Raw genomic sequence first — 25538 nt, forward strand, 5'->3', positions numbered from 1 at the left:
ACGTCGAACAGGATAGTGGGTCTGTTATAATCACTTTCTTTTATTTCCTCTATGTTGATGCACTAGACCACTTAGCGCAGGAGTTTCCATGACCCGAGTTGCCATTGTTGGCGTCGCTGGCCGGATGGGCCGCACACTGGTAAACGCTGTTGAACAGGAGGCAGGCGCCACGCTGGCCGGTGGCATTGTCGAGCCTGGCAGTTCCCTGACCGGTGCGGATATTGGCGAACTGGCAGGTGTTGGCAAGCGTGGTGTGAAGGCGGTGGATTCGCTGGAGGCCATCGTGGACGATTTCGATGTGCTGATCGATTTCACTGCGCCGCAGGTGACCCTGGCTAACCTGGCGTTCTGTGCCAAGCATGGCAAGCGTATCGTGATTGGCACCACGGGCATGAACGATGATCAACTGGCCCAGTTGGATAGCTACCGTGATGACGTCGGGATGGTGTTTGCACCCAATATGAGCGTGGGGGTCAACCTTACCCTGAAACTATTGGAAACCGCCGCCAAAGCGCTGGGCGATGAAGGCTACGATATTGAAGTTATCGAGTCCCACCATCGTCACAAGGTGGATTCGCCGTCGGGCACCGCGATCAAGATGGGCGAAGTGGTCGCGAAAAGCCTGGACCGCACGCTGAAAGAGCACGGCGTGTTCGAGCGGGTGGGGCAGTGCGGCCCGCGCACCGATAAAGAAATCGGCTTTGCCACCGTTCGCGCGGGCGATATCGTCGGTGAGCATACGGTGATGTTCGCCACCGAAGGCGAGCGCATCGAAATCACCCACAAGGCCTCCAGCCGCATGACCTTTGCCAAAGGCGCGGTGCGCGCGGCGCGCTGGGTCGCGGGTAAGGAGAGCGGCCGCTACGATATGCAGGATGTGCTGGCGTTGAAATAGATAAAGGGCGCGTCTGCGATATGACAGTTCGGTCTCTAGGGGGTAGTCTTGGGTCAGAAATTCCTGTAACATTCCAAAAATTTTGGCCGAGTGGCTGCCTACAGGCAGCGAAATGTCTGCAGCGAAAGCACCGCGCTTGTTGCACTGGCCTCAGGTTAGAGAGAAATAGCTAATCGCTGCGCCATGACGGTTAGCCATGGATGAGAACAACAAGCGGGATGAAACCGATTTTTAATCGGCGTCATCCCGCTTTTTTACGGCCCCAGTTTAATGAAGATAGTTTCACTAATGAGCGTCGTGAATAACGAAGAAATTGCTGAGCCTGCGCCCACAGGCTCCCATCAGCCTGGGAGGATCTTGTTTTGAATAACACCGCATTGAGCAAACCCGCAATATTGGCTCTGGAGGATGGCAGTGTCTTCCACGGAACCGCCATTGGCGCGGATGGCGCCACAAGCGGTGAGGTGGTGTTCAATACAGCCATGACCGGCTACCAGGAAATCCTCACCGACCCTTCCTATACCCGCCAGATCGTTACCCTCACGTATCCCCATATCGGCAATACCGGCACTAACAGTGAAGACGTGGAATCTGCCTCGATTGCCGCTGCTGGGCTGGTGATTCGCGACCTCCCGCTGCTGGCCAGCAATTTCCGTTCCGAGCAGACGCTTTCAGACTACCTGAAAAGCCAGAACGTGCTGGGGATTGCCGACATCGATACCCGTCGCCTGACGCGCATTTTGCGTGATAAGGGGGCTCAGAACGGGGCGATTCTGGCAGGCGCTGATGCAGAAGGCGACGATGCGGTGGAACGAGCGCTGGAAGCCGCCCGCGCGTTTCCGGGGTTGAAGGGCATGGATCTGGCCAAAGAGGTGTCCTGTAAGGCGGTCTATGAGTGGTCGGAAGGCGAGTGGGCGCTAGGTGAAGGTTATGCAGATGCGACGCAAGGTGAGCGCCCCTACCATGTAGTGGCGTATGACTACGGTGTGAAATTCAACATTCTGCGCATGCTGGCGTCACGCGGCTGTCGTCTGACGGTGGTGCCAGCGCAAACCAGCGCCGCCGATGTGTTGGCAATGAAACCCGATGGCGTCTTTTTGGCCAACGGCCCCGGCGACCCGGAACCCTGCGACTATGCCATCAAAGCGATCCAGGACGTACTGGAAACCGATACGCCGGTGTTTGGTATTTGCCTGGGTCACCAGCTGTTGGCGCTCGCCTCGGGGGCAAAAACCATCAAGATGAGCCACGGCCATCACGGTGCCAACCATCCCGTGCAGGATCTGGATACCGGCACGGTGATGATCACCAGTCAGAACCACGGTTTTGCGGCGGACGAAGATAGCTTGCCCGCTAACCTGCGTGCTACGCACCGTTCACTGTTCGACGGCACCTTGCAGGGGGTTGAGCGCACCGATCGTCCGGCCTTCAGCTTCCAGGGGCACCCGGAGGCCAGTCCTGGCCCCCGCGACGTGGCGCCGTTGTTTGATCGCTTCATCGCCATGATGCAGGCGCGACGCTAACGCAATCGTTTGTTGCCGCCATTTATCGCCGTCTTTTGTCGTCCATCGTCACCATTTTTGCGGGAACCGTTATGCCCAAGCGTACCGATATCAACAGCATACTTATCATTGGCGCTGGCCCGATCGTTATCGGCCAGGCCTGCGAATTCGACTACTCCGGCGCCCAGGCGTGCAAGGCGCTACGTGAGGAAGGCTTCCGGGTGATTCTGGTCAACTCCAACCCGGCGACCATCATGACCGACCCGGTCATGGCCGATGCCACCTACATCGAGCCAATCACCTGGCAGGCGGTTGAAAAAATTATTGAAGCCGAGCAGCCGGATGCCGTTCTGCCCACCATGGGGGGGCAGACCGCGCTGAACTGTGCCCTCGATCTGGAAAAGCACGGTGTGCTGGCAAAGCACGGCGTCGAGATGATCGGCGCTAACGCCGATGCGATCAACATGGCCGAAGACCGTGACCTGTTCGATCAGGCCATGAAGCGGATCGGTCTGGAATGCCCGAAAGCGAAAGTCGCCCATACCATGGAAGAAGCCTGGGAGATCCAGGCCGAGCTCGGCTTCCCGACGATTATTCGCCCTTCCTATACCATGGGCGGCTCCGGCGGCGGCGTGGCGTACAACAAGGAAGAGTTCGAAGAGATCTGTATCCGCGGGTTTGAGCTTTCCAACAACCACGAGCTGTTGATCGACGAGTCGCTGCTGGGTTGGAAAGAGTACGAGATGGAAGTTGTGCGTGACAAAAACGACAACTGCATCATCGTCTGCGCGATCGAAAATTTCGACCCCATGGGGGTGCATACCGGCGACTCCATCACCGTGGCGCCGGCGCAAACGCTGACCGATAAAGAGTATCAGATCATGCGTGACGCCAGCCTCGCGGTCCTGCGCGAGATTGGCGTGGAAACCGGTGGCTCCAACGTCCAGTTCGGTATGGACCCCAAGACCGGCCGCCTGGTGGTGATCGAGATGAACCCGCGGGTGTCGCGTTCCTCGGCGCTGGCCTCAAAAGCCACTGGCTTTCCGATTGCCAAGATCGCCGCCAAGCTGGCGGTGGGTTATACCCTGGATGAGCTGCAAAACGATATTACCGGTGGGCGTACACCGGCGTCGTTCGAGCCGTCTATCGATTACGTGGTGACCAAGATTCCACGTTTCACCTTCGAGAAATTCCCGCAGGCCAACGACCGCCTGACCACCCAGATGAAATCGGTGGGCGAAGTGATGGCGATCGGCCGTACCTTCCAGGAGTCGCTGCAAAAAGCGTTGCGCGGCATGGAAACCGGTAACGACGGCCTTGATCCCATCATTACCGATTTCACGTCTGACAATATGGCGGTGATTCAAGGCGAGCTTCAGGCCGCCGGTGCCGAGCGCATCTTCTTTGTCGCTGACGCCCTGCGTGCCGGGATGAGCGTCGAGGAGGTGTTTGCGCTCACCAATATCGACCGCTGGTTCCTGGTGCAGTTGGAAGATCTCGTGCTGAGCGAAGCCGCTGTGCAACGGCGTTCTCTTAGCGAGCTTTCCGCCCGTGAGCTTTACCAGCTCAAGCGTAAGGGCTTCTCGGATGCCCGGTTGGCCAAGCTGTTGGGCGTGGCAGAGAAAGATTTCCGCAAAACGCGCCAGGCCGCCGGCATTCGCCCGGTCTACAAGCGGGTGGATACCTGTGCGGCGGAGTTCGCCTCGGATACCGCCTACATGTACTCCACCTACGAAGAAGAGTGCGAAGCAGACGTCTCTGACCGTCAGAAAATCATGGTGCTGGGCGGCGGCCCCAACCGGATTGGTCAGGGGATTGAGTTCGACTACTGCTGTGTGCACGCGGCGTTTGCCATGCACGACGATGGCTATGAAACCATCATGGTCAACTGCAATCCGGAAACCGTCTCGACCGACTACGATACCTCTGACCGGCTATATTTTGAGCCAGTGACACTGGAAGACGTGCTCGAAATCGCCGACAAAGAGAAGCCGGTGGGCGTGATCGTCCAGTTCGGTGGCCAAACCCCATTGAAGCTCGCCCGCGAGCTTGAAGCCGCTGGTGTGCCGATTATCGGCACCACGCCGGACGCCATCGACCGCGCCGAAGACCGCGAGCGTTTCCAGCAGATGATCGACAAGCTGGGCCTCAAACAGCCGCCCAACGCCACTGCGCGCAGCTTTGACGAAGCCTTTTCCAAAGCTGATGCCATTGGCTATCCGTTGGTGGTGCGGCCCAGTTACGTCCTCGGCGGTCGGGCGATGGAAATCGTCTACGATGCTTCCGAGCTCGAGAACTACATGACCAACGCGGTGAAAGTCTCCAACGACTCACCGGTCCTGTTGGATCACTTTTTGAGCGCGGCGATCGAGATCGATATCGATGCGGTTTCCGACGGTCAGCAGGTAGTGATTGGCGGTATCATGCAGCACGTGGAGCAAGCGGGCGTTCACTCCGGCGACTCGGCCTGTTCGTTGCCGCCTTACTCGCTACCCGCCGCCGTGCAGGATGAAATGCGCGATCAGGTCAAGCAGATGGCCGTGGAGCTGGGCGTCAAGGGCCTGATGAACGTCCAGCTTGCCTGGCAGGACGGCGAGATCTACGTGATCGAGGTCAATCCGCGTGCATCGCGTACCGTGCCGTTTGTCTCCAAGTGCATTGGTACCTCGCTGGCCCAGGTCGCGGCGCGCTGCATGGCCGGTCAGACCCTTGCTGAGCAGGGCTTCGATCATGAAATCGTGCCGCACTTCTATAGTGTTAAAGAGGCGGTTTTCCCGTTCAATAAATTCCCCGGTGTCGATCCGATTCTGTCGCCGGAAATGAAGTCCACCGGCGAAGTAATGGGGTCGGGCGAGACCTTTGCTGAAGCCTTCTTCAAAGCGCAACTGGGGGCGGGGGAGGCGATTCCTGCGCTCACCGGCGAGCGCAAGGCATTTCTGTCCGTACGTGAGCCGGACAAGCAGGGGATTATCGAAGTGGCTCGTTCTCTGCTAACATTGGGCTTTACTCTCTGTGCAACGCGTGGCACGGCAGCTGCCCTGGAAGCGGCTGGTCTGTCAGTGGAGCACGTCAATAAAGTCTACGAAGGTCGTCCCCACATCGTCGATCTGTTGAAGAACGACGAAATCGCCTACATCGTGAACACTACCGAAGGTCGCCAGGCTATTAACGACTCTTCGGTCATTCGCCGTACTGCTCTCGCGCGCAAGGTGCCCTATGCGACCACCTTGGCGGGCGCTAATGCCGTTTGCATGGCGCTTGAGTACGGTAGGGAGATTACGGTGCGGCGCCTTCAGGATCTGCATGCAGGAGCAAGTCAATGAACAAGGTCCCGATGACGATAGCGGGCGAAAAAAGTCTTCGTGATGAACTCAATCACCTCAAGAGCGAAGCTCGTCCCCAGGTGATTGCGGCTATCGCTGAAGCGCGCGAGCACGGCGACCTTAAGGAAAACGCCGAGTATCATGCTGCGCGTGAACAGCAAGGGTTTATCGAAGGGCGTATCCAGGAAATCGAAAGCAAGCTGTCAGGCGCCCAGGTAATCGATGTCACCAAGCTGCCAAAGACCGGGAAGGTGATTTTTGGCGTGACGGTATCACTGCTCAATCTGGATACCGACGCTCAGGTGACGTACCGGATTGTGGGTGAAGACGAAGCCAATATTAAGTCAGGACTCATCTCCGTGACCTCGCCGATTGCCCGTGCACTTATCGGTAAAGAGGAAGGCGATGTGGTCGTGGTGACGACCCCGGGTGGCGACGTCGAGTACGAGATCGAGAGTGTTGAGCACCTCTGATTCAAGCTTGAGCGAAGCCTGAAACAAAACGCCCCCGCAACCATGGCTGCGGGGGCGTTTTGTCTGACGGCGGGTGCGGCATGCTGGCCTGGCGGTAGCTTCTGGCTCGTGCGAGGCGTTAGTGACGACCGTGGTGGTTTTCGAAGCGTTTGATGTTCGAAAGCTTGGGGTTCACTTGCGGATTGCGGCGATAGAGCAGCGCCATTTTGCCAATGGTCTGAACCGGCTCTGATTGGCTGTGGTTGATCAGCTCCTCGAGCATGGCGGCGCGCTCATCGCGCTCCGGTAATGCCAGCTTTACCTTGATCAGTTCGTGGTCGTTGAGCGCACGGTCGAGTTCAGCCAGTAAATTGTCGGAAACGCCGTTTTCTGAAACGGTGACGACCGGATTCAAGTGGTGACCAATGCTACGAAATGCTTTCTTTTGTGCCTGTGACAAGCTCATGGTATCTTGCGGTATCCCAGTTTGCGCTTAACGTTCCATCTTACGGTGAAACGCCACCGAGTGAAAGACATGGTGTTAAAGCGTGCCGTCGCCTCTTCCAGTGTTAGATTTTCTCATGCAGCACACGCCCCCAGGCCGTAAGCGGCCATCAAGTAAAACCAGCGCAAGCTGGATGAAAGAGCATTTTGACGATCCTTACGTCAAGCAGAGTTGGCAGGATGGCTATCGCTCGCGGGCGAGCTATAAATTGCTCGAGATTGACGAAAAGGACAAGCTGTTGCGTCCTGGGATGACCGTCATTGACCTTGGTGCTGCGCCAGGGGGGTGGAGTCAAATCGCCGCCGAGAAAGTCGGTCCGCAGGGCATGGTCATCGCTTCCGATATTCTCGATATGGATGGGCTGGCCGATGTGTCCTTTGTTCAGGGGGACTTTACCGAGGAAGCGGTGCTCAATGCGATTCTTGAGCGGTTGGAAAATCGTCCGGTAGACCTTGTGATGTCGGATATGGCCCCCAATATGAGTGGCATGGCGGCGATTGACCAGCCTCAAGCCATGTATCTGGTGGAGCTGGCGCTGGAGTTGGCACGTGAAACGCTCTCTCCGGGTGGTCAGTTGCTGGTAAAGGTCTTTCAGGGCGAAGGCTTTGACAGTTATCTAAAAGAGCTTCGCGAAAGCTTCAAGCGGGTGGTGACACGTAAACCCGGTGCTTCTCGGGCGCGATCCCGTGAAGTCTATCTGCTGGCGGAGGGCTTTCGGGGGGCATGATCAGCGCTAGGACTATCGACAGGATTTATCACCGCGATAGCCAGACAGACAGTTGCAAAGTGTGTCATATTGAGCCTTAAAGGTGATCGTGGCACAGATGGCCCAAGGTATTAGACGCCTTGGCAATGGTTGAACCCTCGAGGCTGGTGTAAGGTCTCATTGATAGGTTTAACTGACGGATTCTTGTAATGAGGGTAGCCCCTTGAACGATATGGCAAAGAACCTGATTCTGTGGTTGGTCATCGCGGCCGTTCTACTGACAGTGTTCAATAATTTCAGTACCGAGAGCGCACCTCAGACAATGAACTACACCCAGTTCGTTGAGCAGGTGCAGGACCAGGAAGTACGCAGCGTCACTATTGATGGCTATACCATCTCCGGTGAGCGGACCGATGGTTCACAGTTTCAGACAATTCGTCCTGCGGCAGAAGATCCCAAGCTGATGGATGATCTGCTGAGCAACGACGTGACGGTTATCGGTAAAGAACCGGAGCAACAAAGTATCTGGACGCGTCTGCTGATTGCCAGCTTCCCGATTCTGCTGATCCTGGCCATTTTCATGTTTTTCATGCGCCAGATGCAGGGCGGTGCCGGCGGAGGTAAAGGCGGCCCGATGAGCTTTGGCAAGTCCAAAGCCAAGCTGCTCTCTCATGATCAGGTCAAGACGACGTTCTCGGACGTTGCCGGTTGCGATGAAGCCAAGGAAGAAGTCGAAGAGCTTGTTGACTTTTTGCGCGACCCGACCAAGTTCCAGCGCCTGGGCGGCACAATTCCGCGTGGTGTTCTGATGGTGGGGCCGCCGGGTACCGGTAAAACGCTGCTGGCGAAATCGATTGCCGGCGAAGCCAAGGTACCGTTCTTCTCCATCTCCGGCTCTGACTTCGTTGAAATGTTTGTCGGTGTCGGTGCGTCCCGTGTACGCGATATGTTCGAGCAGGCCAAGAAGCAGGCGCCGTGCATCATCTTTATTGATGAGATTGATGCGGTAGGCCGCTCGCGTGGTGCTGGCATGGGTGGCGGTAACGACGAGCGTGAGCAGACCCTGAACCAGCTACTGGTTGAGATGGACGGCTTCGAGGCCAATGAAGGCGTCATCGTCATTGCGGCTACTAACCGTCCTGACGTGCTTGACCCCGCACTGCTGCGTCCTGGACGCTTTGATCGTCAGGTAACCGTTGCCTTGCCTGATATCCGTGGCCGTGAGCATATCCTCGGCGTGCACTTGCGCAAGGTGCCGCTGGCTGACGATGTCAAACCGCAGCTGATTGCACGCGGTACACCCGGCTTTTCAGGGGCCGATCTGGCCAACCTGGTCAACGAGGCTGCCCTCTTCGCTGCCCGTCGTAACAAGCGGCTGGTCAGCATGGAAGAGCTCGACTTGGCCAAGGACAAGATCATGATGGGCGCTGAGCGCAAGTCCATGGTCATGACCGACAAGGAAAAGCTAAATACGGCTTACCACGAGTCGGGCCACGCAATTATCGGCCTGGTGGCGCCCAGCCACGACCCGGTTTATAAGGTAACGATCATTCCTCGGGGACGGGCGCTGGGTGTGACCATGTTCCTGCCTGAAGAGGATCGTTACAGCCTGTCGCGTCAGCAAATTCTGAGTCAGATCTGCTCGCTGTTCGGTGGTCGTATTGCCGAGGAGATGACGCTTGGGCCTAACGGTGTCACCACCGGGGCATCCAACGATATCAAGCGTGCCACTGAGCTTGCCCATAACATGGTCGCCAAGTGGGGGCTGTCGGATGAAATGGGTCCGATCATGTATGACGAGGACGAGTCCCACCAGTTCCTCGGCGGTCCTGGTCAGGGTGGCTCCAAGATGAAGTCGGGTGAAACCACCACACGGCTCGATAAGGAAGTCCGCAAGATTATCGATGATTGCTACGAGGAAGCGCGCCGCATTCTGACCGACAATCGCGATAAACTCGACGCGATGGCGGAAGCGCTGATGAAGTACGAAACCATTGATGCCGACCAGCTAAAAGATATTATGGACGGCCGCGACCCGCGTCCGCCGGAAGGCTGGAATGACGGCGATTCATCCGGTGGTGGAACGCCTGCATCAAGCGATCAGTCCAGCGCGTCCCCCAGCGATACGCGTAATGGTGATGAGGCAAGTGGCGATGGTGATTCAGATGACGAAGAGCCTAGCCGTCGACCCTCTGACCCCCTAGGTGGCCCTGCCGGCCCTTAGGCTCCAAGTCCGGTCATTGAGCTAACATTAAGGCGTCCCCAAACGGGACGCCTTTTTGTTATGCTGTGCACCTATAATACCGATATGTTTTTTCGACCAGGCGACAGCATGACTTCTACGGCACGTCCCACCCCGTCGGCTCCGCAGGCGCAGCTTTCAGCGCAATTGCGTTGCGGCCGGCATTTACTTGACCTTTCCTTTCCTCGCGTCATGGGCGTTTTGAACGTCACGCCGGATTCTTTCTCTGACGGTGGCCAGCACGTGGCATTGGACGATGCGTTACGCCGCGCCGAGCAAATGCTGGCGGAAGGCGCCGCCATGATTGATGTGGGGGGGGAATCGACTCGCCCTGGTGCCTCCCCCGTCGGCGAGCAGCAGGAGCTTGATCGTGTTGCGCCGGTCGTGGAAGCACTGGTACGCGAGCTGGATGCGCTTGTTTCGATGGACACCAGTTGCCCTGCCGTGATGCACGAGGCGAGCACGCTGGGGGCCGGCATGATCAATGACGTGCGGGCACTTGAGCGGGATGGGGCCTTGGCAGCCGCCACGGGCAGCGGATTGCCGGTGTGCTTGATGCACCGTCAGGGTGAGCCGCAGGATATGCAGCAGGCACCTGCCTATACTCAACCCATCGAAGAAGTGGTGGTCGACTATCTGGCGGCCCGAGTTGCCGAGTGCGAAGCCGCAGGGCTGCGCCGTCATCGTCTGCTCGTGGATCCGGGCTTTGGCTTTGGCAAGACGGTTGAGCACAATTTGCGCTTGCTGAATCGCATGGATGCCCTTCGATCATTAGGTCTGCCGGTGCTCGTCGGCATGTCGCGCAAGAGCATGATCGGTAAAGTGTTGGGTCGACCCATAGACGAACGGCTGCCAGGCGGGCTTGCGTTGGCGGCCATGGCGGTTGAACGCGGGGCGAGTATCGTTCGCGTCCATGATGTGGGGCCGACGGTCGACGCCATCAATATGGCGTGGGCTGTGTGTCAGGAAGGCTGTGAGGCCGCTACCAAGAAGGAGAATAACGCATGACAAGACGCTATTTTGGCACGGACGGTATTCGCGGAACGGTCGGCCAGTCACCCATTACCGCCGATTTTATGCTCAAGCTGGGCTGGGCCGCGGGGCAGGTCTTACGCCGGGAGAAAGGTCGCACCCGGGTGTTGATCGGCAAGGATACCCGTATCTCTGGTTACATGTTCGAGTCTGCGCTTGAATCGGGGCTGTCTGCAGCGGGCGCCGATGTGGCGCTGCTGGGGCCAATGCCTACCCCCGGTATTGCCTATTTGACGCGCACCTTTCGGGCCGATGCCGGGATCGTGATTTCAGCCTCCCACAATCCATTCGACGATAACGGCATCAAGTTTTTTTCGGCGGAGGGTAAGAAACTCCCGGACGCTATTGAAGACCAAATCGAGACCATGCTGGATGCGCCGTTAACCACCGCAGGGGCCGCCCAGCTGGGCAAAGCCATGCGGATTGATGATGCGGCCGGTCGCTATATCGAGTTTTGCAAATCGACCCTGCCGGATCGCCTTAGCCTGCATGGCTTGACCATTGTGCTCGACTGCGCTCATGGTGCCACTTATCACATCGCGCCGAGTGTGTTTCGTGAACTGGGGGCCGAGGTCAGCATCATTGGCGGGACGCCAGATGGTTTGAATATCAACCAGAACGTGGGCTCGACGCACCCAGCAGCGTTGCGCGCGGCGGTTATCCAGCAAGGCGCCGACCTGGGGATCGCCTTTGACGGCGACGGCGATCGTGTATTACTCGTCGATTCCGATGGTCGTGAAGTCGACGGCGACGATATTCTTTATCTGATTGCCCGGGATCGTCACGAGCGTGGTTTGCTGGATGGCGGTGTGGTAGGGACGCTCATGAGTAACTTGGGGCTGGCGATGGCGCTGGAAAAAATGGGTATTCCGTTTGAGCGCGCCAAGGTCGGTGACCGTTTCGTGATGGAGCGTATGGCGGCCAATCAGTGGGAGTTGGGTGGCGAATCGTCGGGCCATATCTTGTGCAGCCATGTCCAGACCACCGGAGATGGCATCGTGTCAGCGTTGCAGGTGTTGGCGCTGATGATGCGTGAGCAGCAACCGCTCCCCGCCTTGTTAAGAGGGTTGGAAAAAGTCCCGCAGGCGCTGGTGAACGTCAGGTTGCCTGCAGGGACAAATGCCAAGGACGTGATGGCCTCGGAGCCGCTTCAGAAGGCAGTGTCCGCTCTCGAAAAGGAGTTGGGTGATGAAGGTCGTGTATTGCTCAGGGCCTCGGGCACTGAGCCGTTAATTCGTGTCATGGTGGAGGGGCGCGCGCATCTGGATGTCGATAAGTTGGCCAATCGTTTGGCTGAACAGGTGCAAGCGCTGCTTAAATAGCCTCTGCTGACAACAGCGGTTGTCTTGACAAGTCCGCTCCTATACCATTTCGCTCCACCTTGAGTGTGAGGAGATTCCATGCGTAGGCCATTAATTGCCGGTAACTGGAAAATGAACGGTTCGACGGCTCTGGTGAAAGCATTTGGCGATGCTTTTGCGGCCGCCAAATTGCCTGCTGGCGTTGATGTGGTCGTGATTCCGCCTTTTCCTTATCTGGAGATGGCGCGGCAGGCCTTCAAAAAGACGTCGCTAAAACTGGGTGCGCAGACGCTCAATCCTCAGTCCTCAGGCGCTCATACCGGCGAAGTCAGTGGCAGTATGCTTCAGGAGTTTGATGTCGCCTACGTACTGGCTGGCCATTCAGAGCGGCGTCAGCTTTATCAGGAAAATGACGAGCAGGTATTTGATCGTCTGATGGCAGCCCTGGCGTCAGGACTTACCCCGATTCTCTGTGTCGGGGAAACCCTGGAAGAGCGCGATGCGGATCGCACCATGGATGTCGTGCTGCGCCAGGTCGGGTACGTAATGTCTCGCCTGGAGCCCGCTCAGCGTTCTGAGGTGGTCATCGCCTATGAGCCGGTTTGGGCGATTGGCACAGGACGAACAGCAACGCCTGAACAAGCTCAAGAGGTAATGGCCGGTATTCGGTCTTACCAGGCGTCCTTCGACGCGGTGCTTGCCGAACAGCTCAAGCTGTTGTACGGCGGCAGCATGAATGCAAGCAATGCGGCTGAGCTGCTTGCTCAGCCGGACATCGACGGCGGTTTGGTGGGCGGTGCTTCGCTCAAAACCGACGAATTTTACGCCATTTGTCAGTCAGCAGGATAACGCCATGCAAGTTGCAATTCTAATGGTCCACGTGGTGATTGCGATCGCCCTGGTTGTGCTCATCCTGCTTCAGCAGGGTAAAGGTGCCGAAGCAGGTGCCGCCTTTGGTGGCGGTGCGTCGCAAACGGTATTTGGTTCACGCGGCAGCGGTAATTTTCTGTCTCGTTTCACGGCCATCCTTGCCGCAGGCTTTTTCGTCACATCGATGGCGCTGGCTTACTTTGCCACTCAGGCAGGGCAGGCACCGGAAGCAGGTATTCCTGATGCCAACCTGATCGAGCAACAGCAAAGTGCACCAATGCTTGACGAAGGTGGCGAAAGTGCGGATAATGCCGCGCCAGTGCTAGAGGAAAGCAGCGAGTAACTGATTGATGTTGCTTCCTTGAGCCTCCCCTGATGCCGAAGTGGTGGAATTGGTAGACACGCTATCTTGAGGGGGTAGTGACCTTACGGTCGTGCGGGTTCAAGTCCCGCCTTCGGCACCATCTGTTGCGCTGGTTCTCCAGCTCCCCAGACGTAATAAACGCTACTTGGTTGGAGCGTGTAAGGGTAAAAGACAGCTTGACGAAATAAGCTTGAGCGTCTATTATCTGCGACCTAGATTGATGCGGGGTGGAGCAGTCTGGTAGCTCGTCGGGCTCATAACCCGAAGGTCATCGGTTCAAATCCGGTCCCCGCTACCACTTTCTGGCGATAAGCAAACATGTGCGAGCGTTTCATGTCATAAGAGGCGGCGCCATCGTTAAGGGCTTTCCCAATGCTTACCGTCATGTTGGTGTAACAGGTTTCTTTCAAAAAGCCCCTTCCTGTGAAGGGGCTTTTTGTTAGCAGCTTTTCGTTAACAAGCGTGTCTCAAGGGCGGATGCCCATCGGCTTGCCGGAGGCACATTTCCGGGTAACGCCAATCAGCCACCTAGCTTTTCATATGTCTCCTGGCCAGGTGCCTGATGCAACGGCTATAGGAGCAATGTCTGTGGCCACAAAACATGCGGCGCTGCACGCGCTGATAGAACCTGTTGTTGCTGCCATGGGCTTTGAACTATGGGGCATCGACCATCTTTCGCAGGGTAAGCATTCGCGGTTGGTGATTTATATCGAACGCGAAAGCGGCGTCAATGTTGAAGACTGCGCCGATATCAGTCGTCAAGTCAGTGCGATATTAGACGTCGAAGATCCTATTCCGGGGGAGTATCGGCTCGAAGTGTCTTCGCCGGGCATGGCACGCCCGCTGTATACCCTGGATCATTTTTCCCGTTTTCAAGGTCATCATGTCGCATTAAAACTGCGCGCCCCTTTTGACGGGCGTCGCAAGTTCCAAGGATTGCTGGCAGGTGTCGAGGGCGACGAAATACTGCTGCAGATGGATGGCGAAGAGTATTGTTTTCCCATAGAAGGCATTGATTCTGCGCACATTGTACCGCAGTTTGACGATTAACCAGGTGGCGTGGTGGCCGGCAGGCAGCTGGCACGATGCACATAAGGACAGGTTTTCTGGCGAGGCAAACGCATGAGTAAAGAAATATTAATGGTCGTTGACGCGATCTCTAACGAAAAAGGTGTTCCCCGCGACGTTATTTTTGAAGCGGTGGAATCTGCTCTTGCGAGCGCGTCACGCAAGCGTTTTGACAATGAAGAAGCCAGCGTGCGGGTGCACATTGACCGCCGTACGGGGGATTACGAGACGTTTCGCTACTGGACGGTGGTCGAGGACGACGAATTCGAAACGCCAGACTACGAAATTAAGCAGACCATCGCTGAACAGCGCGATCCGCCGCTGAAGCTGGGCGATGTCGTCGAGCAGAAAATCGAAAACGCCGTGTTTGGTCGTATTGCTGCACAAACGGCCAAGCAAGTCATCGTGCAAAAAGTTCGCGAAGCCGAGCGTGCCGAGGTCGTACGTCAATACACCGACCGTGAAGGGGAGTTGGTCGCCGGTATTGTCAAAAAGACCACGCGCGACGGCTTGATCATTGACCTGGGCGACAATGCAGAAGCGTTTCTGCCGCGCAACGAAATGATCCACGGTGAGCGCTACCGCATGAACGAGCGTGTGCGCGCGCTGCTGGTCAAGGTGGATCCAGACGCCCGCGGTGCCCAGCTACAGCTATCGCGCACCTGCCCCGAGTTGATTATCGAGCTGTTCAAGATTGAAGTGCCGGAAATCGCCGAGCAGCTAATCGAGATCAAAGGGGCGGCAAGGGATCCCGGTTCACGCGCCAAGATTGCCGTGAAGACCAATGACCGTCGTATTGACCCAGTCGGTGCCTGTGTCGGCATGCGTGGCTCTCGCGTTCAAGCAGTATCGACCGAGCTACAAAACGAACGTGTCGATATCGTGCTATGGGATGACAATCCAGCACAGTTGGTGATTAATGCCATGGCACCCGCCGACGTGGCGTCTATCCTTGTTGACGAAGATGCCCATGCGATGGACGTTGCCGTTGCCCAGGACAACCTGGCCCAGGCCATAGGCCGAAGCGGCCAGAATGTGCGTCTGGCTTCTGATCTGACCGGATGGCGCATTAACGTCATGACCGAAGATGAAGCGGAAGCCAAGCGCGACCAGGAAATTGATAGTCTGGTAGATTCTTTCGTCAGCCATCTCCAGGTCGATGAAGATGTTGCCCGCCTGTTAGTGGAAGAAGGGTTCACAACCCTTGAAGAAGTCGCCTATGTGCCGCTTGAAGAGATGCTTGAAATCGAAGAATTCGACGAGGATCTGGTTGAAGAGCTGCGTGCACGAGCGAAAGACGAGCTGCTGACGATGGCCATTGCCTCGGAAGAAGCGTTAGACGGTGCCCAGCCGGCAGACGATCTGCTGGCGATGGACGGCATGGAGCGCCATCTGGCCTTCATTTTTGCCAGCCGCGGCATTGTTACCATGGAAGATCTCGCCGAGCAGTCTGTTGACGATCTGGTCGATATCGAGGAGTTGGACGAAGCGCGCGCAGCGGCACTGATCATGACTGCCCGTGCGCCCTGGTTTGAAGACGATGACGCGTCGGATTCAAACACACAGTAAACAGGTCACGGGCTGAGGAGGGTCAATATGTCAGATATGACAGTTAAAGATTTTGCAGTAAAGGTAGGCCGCGATGTGCCTCGCCTGCTAGAACAGATGAAAGAAGCGGGTTTGCAGCACGCCTCGGAAACCGATGCCGTATCAGAAGAAGATAAGCGCACCTTGCTTAACTTTCTGAAGAAAAGTCACGGCGGCGATGGCGATGAAAGTGATAGCGGCAAGAGCCGTATTACACTGACGCGCAAAACCCGCAGCCGTATCAAGACAGGCGAGCGCGGCAAAACGATTGAAGTTCAGGTGCGCAAGAAGAAGACGTACGTCAAGCGCTCTGAAGAAGAGAATAAGCCGAAAGCGCCTGAGCCCAAGCATGCTGGCCCGCGTCAGTTAGTCGGTGACATGGCGGAAGCTGAGGCTGAAAGCAAGGCACGCGAGGCGCGTGAAGCGGAAGAAAAAGCCGCTGCAGAAAAAGCCAAGGCGGCTGAAGAAGCGGCGCGTAAAGAAGCCGAACAAGCAGCTCAGGTCGAGGCACAGAAAGCATCTGACGCTCAAGTGCCTGAGCTGCAGATCGACGATACCCCGGCACCTGAAGAAATGCCGCCGGCACCGCCGAAAGAAGGCCGCACCGATCGCCGCACAGCACCGCCCAAGAAATCAGCGGCCAAGAAGAAAGGCCGTCGTGATGACGAGGAAGATCGCGGTGATCGCGAAGAGCGCAAGCGCGGCGCTGGTGGCAAGAAAGCCAAGCGTGCCGAACGCCGCGGCGGTCGTCGTGGTGGTAGTTCAAGCGGTGGTAACGGCAAGCATGGCTTCCAGAAGCCGACCCAGCCGATCGTGCGCGAGGTCTCGATCCCCGAGTCCATCAGCGTGGCGGATCTGGCCGACAAGATGTCGATCAAGGCCAATGAAGTCATCAAGGCGATGTTCAACATGGGCGCGGCGGTCACCATCAACCAGACCATCGATCAGGATACGGCGGCCATCGTCGTCGAGGAGATGGGTCACAAGGTCAAGCTGGTGAAGGACGACGCGCTGGAAACGGAAATGCTCGAAGGCATCTCCTATGAAGGCGACGAGATCACCCGTTCCCCGGTCGTGACCGTGATGGGCCACGTTGATCATGGTAAGACGTCGCTTCTCGATTATATCCGTAAGGCCAAGGTGGCGACCGGCGAAGCGGGTGGTATTACCCAGCATATCGGTGCCTACCATGTGGAAGACGAACATGGCGGCGTTACCTTCCTGGATACGCCAGGCCACGCGGCGTTTACCGCCATGCGTGCCCGCGGCGCCCAGGCGACCGACGTTGTCATTCTGGTCGTGGCGGCGGATGACGGTGTGATGCCCCAGACGGTTGAGGCGATCGAGCACTCCAAAGCGGCGGGTGTGCCGATGGTAGTGGCGGTCAACAAGATCGACAAAGAGGGTGCTGACTTCGACCGCATTCGTAACGAGCTATCGCAGCACGGCGTGATCTCGGAAGAGTGGGGCGGCGATACCCAGTTCGTCCACGTGTCTGCCAAGAGCGGTGATGGCATTGAGGAGCTGCTGGAAGCGATCCAGCTGGTCTCTGAAGTGCTCGAGCTTAAAGCCGTGCCTGAAGCACCGGGTAAAGGTGTCGTGGTTGAGTCGCGCCTGGATAAAGGCCGTGGCCCCGTGGCGACCGTGCTGGTTCAGAACGGTACGCTCAAGAAAGGCGATATCGTCCTGGCCGGGCTGCACTACGGTCGCGTGCGGGCGCTAACCAACGAACTTGCCAAGCAAGTGGACGAGGTGGGCCCGGCCATGCCGGTCGAGATCCAGGGCCTGGACGGTACGCCGGACGCCGGTGACGACTTCATGGTGGTTGCCGACGAGAAGAAAGCCCGCGAAGTGGCCAACTTCCGTCAAGGCAAGTACCGCGAAGTACGCCTGGCGCGTCAGCAAAAGGCCAAACTGGAGAACATGTTCAGCCAGATGGGCCAGGACGAAGTGGCCAAGGTCAACATCGTCTTGAAAGTCGATGTCCAGGGCTCGCTGGAAGCCATCAAGGGCGCGTTGGAAGAGCTCTCCACCGACGAAGTCGAAGTGGCGGTTGTGTCCTCGGGTGTGGGCGGTATCACCGGTACCGATGCCAACCTGGCGCTCGCCTCCGAAGCCATCGTGGTCGGCTTTAACGTGCGTGCCGATGCTGCCGCCCGCGAGATCATCGAACGTGAAGGCCTGGATCTGCGCTATTACAGCGTCATCTACCAGCTGATCGACGAGGTCAAGCAGGCGATGAGCGGTATGCTTGCGCCGGAGTGGAAAGAAGAAATCGTCGGTATTGCCGAAGTACGCGATGTCTTCCGCGCGCCGAAGATCGGCGCGATCGCCGGCTGTATGGTGGTTGAAGGCACCGTGCACCGGAACAAGAAGATTCGCGTGCTGCGTGATGACGTGGTGATCTACGAAGGCGAGCTCGAATCGCTGCGCCGCTATAAGGACGACGTTCAGGAAGTACGTAGCGGCGTCGAGTGTGGCATCGGCGTGAAGAACTACAACGATGTTCAGGTCGGCGACAAGATCGAAGTCTTTGACCAAGTGAAGGTCGAGCGCAGCCTGTAGGGCTGAGGAGCAAGCATGCGCGAATTCAAGCGTACCGACCGGGTAGCCGACCAGCTCCAGAAGGAGCTGGCGGTGCTGATCCAGCGCGAAGTGAAAGACCCACGCCTCGGCATGGTCACGGTCAGCGGTGTCACCGTGAGCCGCGACCTGGGTTATGCTGATATCTACGTCACCCTGTTGGGTGAGCAGGATCCCGAGCGTATCAAGGAAAACCTGAAGGTGCTGAAACGGGCGGCAGGTTTCTTGAGAAGCCAGATTGCCAAGCGCATTAAACTGCGCCACGTTCCCGAATTGCGCTTTCATTTCGATGAAAGCGTGGTGCGTGGCCAACAGCTGTCGTCGCTGATTGACGAAGCGGTTTCAACCGACCGTGCCCGTCAGGAACAGGATGATGAAGGCGCGGATGAGCCAGGCGGGGAGACGCGTTAATGGCGCGTCGCCGCCGGGGGTTGCCGGTGAATGGTATTGTTCTGCTGGATAAACCGAAAGGGCTTTCCAGCAACCATGCCTTGCAGCGGGTGCGTCGTCTTTTCGAGGCACAAAAAGCGGGCCACACCGGCACGCTGGATCCGATGGCTACCGGCTTGCTGCCCATCTGCCTGGGTGAGGCCACCAAGTTTTCATCGCACCTGCTGGAAGCCGACAAGGTGTATCGCACCCGGGTAGAACTGGGGACGATAACCGACACGGGGGATGCAGAAGGCGCGGTCATTGAGCAACATGATGTGCCAAGCCTGACGGTCGACGATATTGAGTCGGTATTATCCGGCTTTCGCGGTGAGATCGACCAGGTGCCGCCGATGTACTCGGCGCTGAAGCACGAAGGTAAAAAACTCTACGAGCTGGCCCGCGAAGGGAAGCAGGTTGAGCGTGCAGCGCGGCGGGTAAGCGTGTATGATGCCCGCCTGCTGTCATTTGAAGGCACGGCCTTCGAACTGGAAGTCAGCTGCAGCAAAGGGACCTACATCCGTACCCTGGCTGAAGACATTGGCAAGGCACTGGGCTGTGGCGGCCACATCAGTCAGCTGAGAAGGCTCAAGACCGGCCCTTTCAACGGCGATGCCATGTGGACGCTGGAAGCGCTTGAGGCGTTAGCCGATCAAGCGGCCCGCGAAGCCGAGCTGATGCCGGTTGACGTGCTGGTAGATCATTTGCCGTCGCTTACATTGGACGAACCGGCTTATGGGCGCTTGGCTCACGGCCAGTCGGCCAATGTGGTGTCTGGTAAATCACTGCCACCCGAGGCGCTGGCAAGACTTTATTACGCGGAGGCGTTCATTGGCCTTGGCGTTGTAAAAGAGGGCCAGGAAGTGGCACCCAAGCGGCTGTTAAGTACGGTCGCTATCTCGTAAAGCGTTGCATCAATGCGGCGATTTGCGCGAAAATTGTAGACCTAGAGTAGTAGATTGAGACTGCAAATATGCGTGGTCTCACCCATTCATTGTTAGGCATATTGCTTACTGGAGAGACAGATGGCATTAACCGCTGAAAAGAAGGCCGAAATCGTCAACGAATACGGCCGCGGCGAGAACGACACCGGATCACCTGAAGTGCAGGTTGCACTGCTGAGCGCCAACATCAACGGCCTGCAGGATCACTTCAAAACCAACAAGCAGGATCACCACTCGCGTCGTGGTCTGATCCGCATGGTAAACCAGCGTCGTAAGCTGCTGGATTACCTGAAGCGTAAAGATTTCGAGCGCTATCAGTCTCTGATTCAGAGCTTGGGCATCCGCCGCTAAGTTATTGTTGGCGAAGGTCGAGAAACGGGCAGCTCCTCAGGGGCTGCCCGTTTTCTTGTTTGTGGTAGCCCTATTGCGCGGCAACGCCTAGAATGGTGGCGAGTCCAAACGACCCAAACGAAAAGACAAGTAGCTATTAATGTTAAAGGAAGTCGCCGTGAATCCGGTAAAAAAAACGTTCCAATACGGTCGTAGCACCGTCACGCTAGAAACTGGGCGCATTGCTCGTCAGGCCACCGGCGCCGTTATGGTCACCATGGATGACACCGTGGTGCTGTGTACGGTAGTGGCAAAGAAAGAAGCAAATCCCAACCAACCCTTCTTCCCTCTTTCGGTTCATTACCAGGAGAAAACCTACGCGGTAGGCAAGATTCCTGGCGGCTTTTTCAAACGCGAAGGTCGTCCCACCGAAAAAGAGACGCTCACCTCGCGTTTGATCGACCGCCCTATCCGTCCGCTGTTCCCCAAGGGGTTCATGAACGAAGTGCAGGTGATCTGTACCGTTCTCTCCACCGATCGCAATCACGATCCGGATATCGCGGCAATGATCGGTACTTCAGCGGCGCTGTCGATTTCAGGTGTGCCGTTTAGCGGCCCGATTGGCTGTGCCCGAGTCGGCTTTAACGAAGAGCAGGGCTACTTCCTGAATCCCACCGTTGAAGAGCTTGCCAGCTCGGAACTGGATATGGTCGTCGCCGGTACTGAAAAAGCCGTGCTGATGGTCGAGTCTGAAGCCAAAGAGCTGCTTGAAGACGAAATGCTGGGTGCCGTGCTGTTCGGTCATCAGGAAATGCAGGTTGCTATCAGTGCGATCAATGAACTGGTTGCAGAGGCCGGTAAGCCGCGCTGGGATTGGCAGCCGCCCGAAGAGAACATGGCGCTGAAAGCGGCCATGGCCGACGCCTTCGAAGCCAAGGTCGGCGAGGCCTATCGAATTACCGATAAAATGGCGCGTCAGGATGCCCTTTCGGCCTTGAAAGACGAAGCAGTCGACCAGCTTGCTGCTGCCGAAGGCGAAGAGACAGAAGGCAAGTTCAGCAAGGACGACGTCAAAGGTGCCTTCGCGGGTCTTGAAAAGCGTGTCGTACGCTCTCGTGTTGTCAAGGGCGAGCCGCGTATTGACGGCCGTGACAATACCACGGTACGTCCGTTGGACATCGAGGTCGGTACGCTGCCCAAGACCCATGGTTCCGCTGTGTTTACTCGTGGTGAGACCCAGGCGATAGCCATTGCGACCCTGGGCACATTGCGCGATTCGCAGCTCATTGAGTCGTTGGAAGGCGAGCGTAAAGACCGCTTTATGCTGCACTATAATTTCCCTCCCTACAGCGTCGGTGAAGCGGGCTTTTTCGGTGGACCGAAGCGCCGTGAAATCGGCCATGGTCGCCTCGCTCGCCGGGGTGTACAGGCCATGCTGCCGGCTGAAGATGCGTTTCCCTATACCATTCGTGTGGTGTCGGAAATTACCGAGTCCAACGGCTCAAGCTCGATGGCCTCAGTCTGCGGCTCGTCGCTGGCCCTGATGGACGCCGGTGTACCGCTCAAGGCGCCGGTGGCCGGTATTGCCATGGGTCTGGTGAAAGACGAAGACGGTTTTGCGGTATTGACCGATATCCTGGGTGACGAAGATCATCTTGGTGATATGGACTTCAAGGTGGCTGGTTCTGAAGAGGGCGTGACCGCCCTGCAGATGGACATCAAGATCGAAGGTATCAACGAAGAGATCATGGAAACGGCCCTGCAGCAGGCTTTGAAAGCACGCCTGGGTATTCTTGAGCAGATGAATGCCGTGATCGCCCAGAGCCGTGCCGAAGTGTCTGAAAATGCTCCGTCCATGGCGACGATCAAAATCGCGCCGGACAAGATCCGCGATGTGATCGGCAAGGGCGGCGCCACGATCCGCAAGATCTGCGAAGATACCGGCGCATCGGTCGATCTGGACGATGACGGCACCGTGCGTATCTACGCGGAAGATAAAGCCGCCGCGAAAAAAGCCATTGATACCGTGTTGGCCATTACGGCAGAAGCGGAAATCGGCAAGCTGTACATGGGTAAAGTGGTACGTATCGCCGACTTCGGGGCTTTCGTGAATATCATGCCAGGTACCGATGGTCTCGTGCATATTTCGCAAATTGTTCAGGAGCGGGTTAACAACGTCCGCGATTTCCTGAACGAAGGCGACGATGTGCTCGTTAAAGTCCTCGATATTGATAACCGCAACCGGGTGAAGCTCTCGATCAAGGAGATCACCGAAGAAGAGAAGGCGGCCTTCGAAGCCGACGACGCGGAAATCGCTGATTAATCCAGCGGCAGCGTCGACATCACCGCCCTCGCAGCGTCTCGTTGCGGGGGCGGTAGTGTTTGGGGGCTTAGGAAAGGAGCATGCGATGGAACAGCAAATGGCGCCGCGTTGGTGGGCAGTGGTCGCCGTCATGATGGGGATTTTCCTGTTGGTAACTGCCGAGCAGTTACCGATTGGTCTGCTGCCGCAGGTGGCGTTTTCTATGGACGTTACCCCGGGCATGGCCGGCTTGATGGTGACAGTGCCTGGGGTCGTGGCGGCCTTTTCAGCGCCGCTTCTACCGGTCGCGGTGGGGCGTCTTGATCGCCGTATCATGTTGACATCACTGATGGGCGTTATGGTGGTCGGTAGCCTGCTGACGTCAATGGCCAGCAGCTTCGTATTGCTATTGGCCTCTCGGGTGCTGGTAGGGCTCAGTATTGGCGGTTTCTGGGCGGTGGCAGGGAGTATTGCCCCGCGTCTGGTGCCCGAGGCCCAGGTTTCCAAAGCGATGACGGTGATCTTTGGTGGTGTCGCGGCGGCGTCGGTCCTTGGGGTCCCGCTAGGAACCCTGTTGGGCGAGTTCAGTAGCTGGCGGGTTGCCTTTGGGGCGCTGGGCGGGTTAAGCCTGTTAACAGCGATGGCGCTGTGGTATTGGCTGCCGCCATTGCCACCCAGCGAGCCGGTTCGTCTGAGGATACTGGCGCAACAGTTCAAGAACCGTGGGGTCAGGGTGGCCGTGCTGACCACCGGCTTGGTGGTGGTGGGGCACTTTGCGGCCTATACCTTTATCAGTCCCGTCCTACAGGACATCAGCGGTATTGCCCAGCGCCACGTAGGCAGCCTACTGCTGCTATACGGGGCGGCAGGCATCCTCGGCAACATCGCGGCAGGCATGTTCGCCGGGCGCCATCCTTACCGAGCGGTGCTGGCGATTCCCAGTCTGCTGCTCCTTGTCGTGGCCAGCTTCCCGGTGCTGGGTGTGCAGCCAAGCAGTGGTGTGATGCTGCTCATGGTATGGGGTGCGGTATTCGGCAGCGTCTCGGTGAGCATTCAAACCTGGATTTTGCGGACGGCGCCCAACACCGAAGCGGCTACCGCACTGATGGCCTTCACCTTTAATTTGTCCATTGGCTTTGGCGCCATGGTGGGCGGCCGCATTGTCGATGGCACCAGTCTGCCGGTCGCCATGTGGGCTGCCTCGGGATTGTTTTTACTGGGCACGCTGCTGGTATGGCTAACGCCGTCGCGGGTTGTGGGAGTGAAGCATCGCTGAGGCAAAAAAATGCCCCCGCTGATGCGGGGGCATGAGAGGCGATACGTCTGTCGCTTAGGCAATTCTCGCTAGCTAGCTTCGCTCAATTGCCAGCGCAACCCCCTGACCGCCGCCGATACACAGCGTCGCCAAGCCTTTTTTCGAGTCGCGGGCGATCATCTCGTGGAGCAGCGTCACGAAAACGCGGCAGCCGGAGGCGCCGATGGGGTGGCCCAGGGCAATTGCGCCGCCATTGACGTTGACCTTGTTGGTGTCCCAACCGAGTTCCTTGTTGACCGAAAGTGCCTGTGCAGCAAAGGCTTCGTTGGCTTCCACCAGATCCAGGTCGTCGAGGCTCCAACCGGCTTTCTCCAGACAGCGGCGGGTGGCCGGTGCCGGGCCGATACCCATGATTGCCGGGTCGACACCGGCATTGGCGTAACCGGCGATCCGGGCGAGCGGCTCCAGGCCGAGCTGCTTGGCTTTTTCCGCCGAGCAGATCATCACCACCGCCGCGCCGTCGTTGAGCGCCGAGGCGTTGCCTGCTGTCACGGTGCCGTCTTTCTTGAACGCGGGGCGCATGCCGCCCAGTTTCTCGGCGGTGACTTCGCGTGGGTTTTCGTCGGTATCAAACACCATCGGGTCGCCTTTGCGCTGGGGAACTTCCACCGGCACGATCTGGCTTTTGAACCTGCCCTCTTTAATGGCGGCCGCGGCTTTCTGCTGCGACGCGGCGGCGAATTCATCCATGGCTTCACGGGTAATGCCGTACTTCTCGGCCAGGTTTTCGGCGGTGATGCCCATATGGTAGTTGTTGAAGGCATCCCACAGGCCGTCATGCACCATGGAGTCAATCGCTTTCCAGTCACCCATGCGCTGTCCGTTGCGCGAGTTGGGCAGCACGTGGGGAGACGCCGACATGTTTTCCTGGCCACCGGCCAGAATCAGCTCGGCATCACCGCAGCGAATGGCCTGAGTGGCGAGGTGCAGGGCTTTAAGGCCCGAACCGCAGACCTTGTTGATGGTCATGGCCGGTACAGCCTCGGGAAGACCGGCCTTGATCGACGCCTGACGGGCAGGGTTTTGGCCCACACCGGCAGTTAGCACTTGACCGAGCAGGACTTCATCGACCTGGTCGGCGGCAACGCCCGTTGATGAAAGAATGTCTTTGATGACGAGTGCGCCCAGGTCACTCGCGGGAATACCGGCGAGAGACCCTCCAAAAGCGCCTACAGCGGTGCGGCGTGCCGCCACAATGACTACTTCTTGCATAACAGACTCCTGGTCTAAGTAACGCCGTTGAAAAAACGCCAGCGTTTGTATTGAGCGTTGTTGTAACCGTTATCGTCTCAGCGAAGGTCTTGTCTCAGCATAGGGGAAGGATGTGGCTGGCGGCAATACGCTTTTTGATCCAAATGAAAACGGGCCAACTTGTGGCCCGTCAATCATCGTTTCTGCTAGGCAAGCTGGACGGGAATCGCATTGCTGGTGTGGCTGACGTGGTTGCCTTCCTGAAGATACACCAGCGCGGGCTGATGGTTATCCAGCTCGGCTTCCGAGTAATGCGCATAGCTGCAGATGATGATGCGATGCCCCGGAGCGGCAAGATGGGCGGCGGCGCCGTTGATCGAGATCAATCGGGAGCCCTCTTCACCGCGGATGGCGTAAGTGGTGAAGCGTTCGCCATTTTCCACGTTATAGATCTGGATCTGTTCGTTCTCGCGGATGCCCGCCATGTCCAGCAGATCGCCGTCGATGGCACAGGAGCCTTCGTAGTTGAGTACCGCGTGGGTCACGCGGGCCATATGCAATTTGGCTTTGAGCATAATCGTGTGCATGGAAACTCCT

The 25538-nt window shown here is 57.6% G+C and carries 21 protein-coding genes and 2 tRNA genes; 20 read left to right on the plus strand and 3 right to left on the minus strand.

All coding sequences use genetic code 11. The annotated features are described in order from the left end of the window. The first annotated feature begins 88 nt into the window (after nucleotides 1–88). The 4 genes from dapB to greA all read left to right on the plus strand — a co-directional run bounded on the left by dapB (nucleotide 89) and on the right by greA (nucleotide 6193). Nucleotides 89–895: a 4-hydroxy-tetrahydrodipicolinate reductase gene (gene dapB, locus IT895_RS01475; RefSeq protein WP_199284507.1), complete on the plus strand. Its 807-nt coding sequence runs from the start codon at nucleotides 89–91 to the stop codon at nucleotides 893–895. 377 nt (nucleotides 896–1272) lie between these two features. Beyond that, entirely contained in the window at nucleotides 1273–2418 is a 1146-nt protein-coding gene (carA, locus tag IT895_RS01480) for a glutamine-hydrolyzing carbamoyl-phosphate synthase small subunit (protein WP_176243724.1), read from the plus strand. A 71-nt stretch (nucleotides 2419–2489) separates the two neighbouring features. Continuing rightward, the gene (gene carB, locus IT895_RS01485; protein WP_085920152.1) at nucleotides 2490–5720 is read left to right on the plus strand and encodes a carbamoyl-phosphate synthase large subunit; all 3231 of its coding nucleotides are present in this window, start codon (nucleotides 2490–2492) and stop codon (nucleotides 5718–5720) included. Next, nucleotides 5717–6193, plus strand: a complete 477-nt coding sequence (gene greA, locus IT895_RS01490; protein ID WP_085920153.1) for a transcription elongation factor GreA — start codon at nucleotides 5717–5719, stop codon at nucleotides 6191–6193. The genes carB and greA overlap by 4 nt, the downstream gene beginning before the upstream one ends. A gap of 118 nt (nucleotides 6194–6311) precedes the next feature. Here the strand turns inward: greA and yhbY are convergent, their stop codons facing one another. Further along, nucleotides 6312–6638 (minus strand): ribosome assembly RNA-binding protein YhbY, encoded by a 327-nt coding sequence (gene yhbY, locus IT895_RS01495; RefSeq protein WP_085920154.1) that lies wholly within the window; start codon nucleotides 6636–6638, stop codon nucleotides 6312–6314. A gap of 115 nt (nucleotides 6639–6753) precedes the next feature. Between yhbY and rlmE the strand changes: the two genes are divergently transcribed. The 16 genes from rlmE (at nucleotide 6754) to IT895_RS01575 (ending at nucleotide 23711) form a co-directional block, all read left to right on the plus strand. Next, nucleotides 6754–7404: a 23S rRNA (uridine(2552)-2'-O)-methyltransferase RlmE gene (rlmE, locus tag IT895_RS01500; RefSeq protein ID WP_085920155.1), complete on the plus strand. Its 651-nt coding sequence runs from the start codon at nucleotides 6754–6756 to the stop codon at nucleotides 7402–7404. A 202-nt stretch (nucleotides 7405–7606) separates the two neighbouring features. Further along, a complete protein-coding gene (gene ftsH, locus IT895_RS01505; RefSeq protein ID WP_085920156.1) occupies nucleotides 7607–9607 on the plus strand; it encodes an ATP-dependent zinc metalloprotease FtsH in 2001 nt (666 codons plus the stop codon). Nucleotides 9608–9715: 108 nt separating this feature from the next. Further along, nucleotides 9716–10633, plus strand: coding sequence for a dihydropteroate synthase (gene folP / locus IT895_RS01510; protein WP_199284508.1), 918 nt, complete (start codon nucleotides 9716–9718; stop codon nucleotides 10631–10633). Then, nucleotides 10630–11979: a phosphoglucosamine mutase gene (gene glmM, locus IT895_RS01515; RefSeq protein ID WP_085920157.1), complete on the plus strand. Its 1350-nt coding sequence runs from the start codon at nucleotides 10630–10632 to the stop codon at nucleotides 11977–11979. The genes folP and glmM overlap by 4 nt, the downstream gene beginning before the upstream one ends. Before the next feature lie 78 nt (nucleotides 11980–12057). Continuing rightward, nucleotides 12058–12807, plus strand: a complete 750-nt coding sequence (tpiA, locus tag IT895_RS01520) for a triose-phosphate isomerase (protein WP_085920158.1) — start codon at nucleotides 12058–12060, stop codon at nucleotides 12805–12807. A gap of 4 nt (nucleotides 12808–12811) precedes the next feature. Next, nucleotides 12812–13171: a preprotein translocase subunit SecG gene (secG, locus tag IT895_RS01525; RefSeq protein ID WP_199284509.1), complete on the plus strand. Its 360-nt coding sequence runs from the start codon at nucleotides 12812–12814 to the stop codon at nucleotides 13169–13171. 34 nt (nucleotides 13172–13205) lie between these two features. After that, a tRNA-Leu gene (locus tag IT895_RS01530) sits at nucleotides 13206–13292 on the plus strand. A gap of 121 nt (nucleotides 13293–13413) precedes the next feature. Further along, a tRNA-Met gene (locus IT895_RS01535) sits at nucleotides 13414–13490 on the plus strand. 290 nt (nucleotides 13491–13780) lie between these two features. Beyond that, nucleotides 13781–14242 (plus strand): ribosome maturation factor RimP, encoded by a 462-nt coding sequence (gene rimP / locus IT895_RS01540; RefSeq protein WP_085920182.1) that lies wholly within the window; start codon nucleotides 13781–13783, stop codon nucleotides 14240–14242. A gap of 72 nt (nucleotides 14243–14314) precedes the next feature. Further along, nucleotides 14315–15829: a transcription termination factor NusA gene (gene nusA, locus IT895_RS01545; RefSeq protein WP_085920159.1), complete on the plus strand. Its 1515-nt coding sequence runs from the start codon at nucleotides 14315–14317 to the stop codon at nucleotides 15827–15829. Between the two features lie 27 nt (nucleotides 15830–15856). Next, complete coding sequence (gene infB, locus IT895_RS01550) at nucleotides 15857–18412, plus strand: translation initiation factor IF-2 (RefSeq protein ID WP_085920160.1); 2556 nt, start codon at nucleotides 15857–15859, stop codon at nucleotides 18410–18412. Between the two features lie 15 nt (nucleotides 18413–18427). Next, nucleotides 18428–18841, plus strand: a complete 414-nt coding sequence (gene rbfA, locus IT895_RS01555; RefSeq protein ID WP_085920161.1) for a 30S ribosome-binding factor RbfA — start codon at nucleotides 18428–18430, stop codon at nucleotides 18839–18841. Then, nucleotides 18841–19764 carry a tRNA pseudouridine(55) synthase TruB gene (gene truB, locus IT895_RS01560; RefSeq protein WP_199284510.1) on the plus strand — a complete coding sequence of 308 codons (924 nt, stop codon included), beginning with the start codon at nucleotides 18841–18843 and terminating at the stop codon, nucleotides 19762–19764. Before rbfA ends, truB begins: the two co-directional genes overlap by 1 nt. A 120-nt stretch (nucleotides 19765–19884) precedes the next feature. Next, complete coding sequence (gene rpsO, locus IT895_RS01565; RefSeq protein ID WP_066316110.1) at nucleotides 19885–20154, plus strand: 30S ribosomal protein S15; 270 nt, start codon at nucleotides 19885–19887, stop codon at nucleotides 20152–20154. A gap of 139 nt (nucleotides 20155–20293) precedes the next feature. Beyond that, entirely contained in the window at nucleotides 20294–22456 is a 2163-nt protein-coding gene (pnp, locus tag IT895_RS01570; RefSeq protein WP_085920163.1) for a polyribonucleotide nucleotidyltransferase, read from the plus strand. Between the two features lie 85 nt (nucleotides 22457–22541). After that, a complete protein-coding gene (locus tag IT895_RS01575) occupies nucleotides 22542–23711 on the plus strand; it encodes an MFS transporter (RefSeq protein ID WP_199284511.1) in 1170 nt (389 codons plus the stop codon). A gap of 72 nt (nucleotides 23712–23783) precedes the next feature. Here the strand turns inward: IT895_RS01575 and IT895_RS01580 are convergent, their stop codons facing one another. After that, nucleotides 23784–24962 carry an acetyl-CoA C-acetyltransferase gene (locus IT895_RS01580; protein WP_085920165.1) on the minus strand — a complete coding sequence of 393 codons (1179 nt, stop codon included), beginning with the start codon at nucleotides 24960–24962 and terminating at the stop codon, nucleotides 23784–23786. Between the two features lie 185 nt (nucleotides 24963–25147). After that, nucleotides 25148–25528: an aspartate 1-decarboxylase gene (panD, locus tag IT895_RS01585; RefSeq protein WP_027337660.1), complete on the minus strand. Its 381-nt coding sequence runs from the start codon at nucleotides 25526–25528 to the stop codon at nucleotides 25148–25150. Nucleotides 25529–25538 lie beyond the last annotated feature (10 nt).

Origin of the sequence: Halomonas sp. A40-4, from assembly GCF_015767635.1 — a bacterium.
Taxonomy (GTDB): Bacteria; Pseudomonadota; Gammaproteobacteria; order Pseudomonadales; family Halomonadaceae; genus Vreelandella; species Vreelandella janggokensis.

What these genes read in the sequence shown, in the direction of transcription:
- dapB (WP_199284507.1), top strand. Translation starts at nt 89, where the DNA reads ATGACCCGAGTTGCCATTGTTGGCGTCGCTGGCCGGATGGGCCGCACA.
- carB (WP_085920152.1), top strand. Translation starts at nt 2,490, where the DNA reads ATGCCCAAGCGTACCGATATCAACAGCATACTTATCATTGGCGCTGGC.
- greA (WP_085920153.1), top strand. Translation starts at nt 5,717, where the DNA reads ATGAACAAGGTCCCGATGACGATAGCGGGCGAAAAAAGTCTTCGTGAT.
- yhbY (WP_085920154.1), bottom strand. Translation starts at nt 6,638, where the DNA reads ATGAGCTTGTCACAGGCACAAAAGAAAGCATTTCGTAGCATTGGTCAC.
- rlmE (WP_085920155.1), top strand. Translation starts at nt 6,754, where the DNA reads ATGCAGCACACGCCCCCAGGCCGTAAGCGGCCATCAAGTAAAACCAGC.
- folP (WP_199284508.1), top strand. Translation starts at nt 9,716, where the DNA reads ATGACTTCTACGGCACGTCCCACCCCGTCGGCTCCGCAGGCGCAGCTT.
- glmM (WP_085920157.1), top strand. Translation starts at nt 10,630, where the DNA reads ATGACAAGACGCTATTTTGGCACGGACGGTATTCGCGGAACGGTCGGC.
- tpiA (WP_085920158.1), top strand. Translation starts at nt 12,058, where the DNA reads ATGCGTAGGCCATTAATTGCCGGTAACTGGAAAATGAACGGTTCGACG.
- secG (WP_199284509.1), top strand. Translation starts at nt 12,812, where the DNA reads ATGCAAGTTGCAATTCTAATGGTCCACGTGGTGATTGCGATCGCCCTG.
- nusA (WP_085920159.1), top strand. Translation starts at nt 14,315, where the DNA reads ATGAGTAAAGAAATATTAATGGTCGTTGACGCGATCTCTAACGAAAAA.
- infB (WP_085920160.1), top strand. Translation starts at nt 15,857, where the DNA reads ATGTCAGATATGACAGTTAAAGATTTTGCAGTAAAGGTAGGCCGCGAT.
- rbfA (WP_085920161.1), top strand. Translation starts at nt 18,428, where the DNA reads ATGCGCGAATTCAAGCGTACCGACCGGGTAGCCGACCAGCTCCAGAAG.
- truB (WP_199284510.1), top strand. Translation starts at nt 18,841, where the DNA reads ATGGCGCGTCGCCGCCGGGGGTTGCCGGTGAATGGTATTGTTCTGCTG.
- rpsO (WP_066316110.1), top strand. Translation starts at nt 19,885, where the DNA reads ATGGCATTAACCGCTGAAAAGAAGGCCGAAATCGTCAACGAATACGGC.
- pnp (WP_085920163.1), top strand. Translation starts at nt 20,294, where the DNA reads ATGTTAAAGGAAGTCGCCGTGAATCCGGTAAAAAAAACGTTCCAATAC.
- IT895_RS01575 (WP_199284511.1), top strand. Translation starts at nt 22,542, where the DNA reads ATGGAACAGCAAATGGCGCCGCGTTGGTGGGCAGTGGTCGCCGTCATG.
- IT895_RS01580 (WP_085920165.1), bottom strand. Translation starts at nt 24,962, where the DNA reads ATGCAAGAAGTAGTCATTGTGGCGGCACGCCGCACCGCTGTAGGCGCT.
- panD (WP_027337660.1), bottom strand. Translation starts at nt 25,528, where the DNA reads ATGCACACGATTATGCTCAAAGCCAAATTGCATATGGCCCGCGTGACC.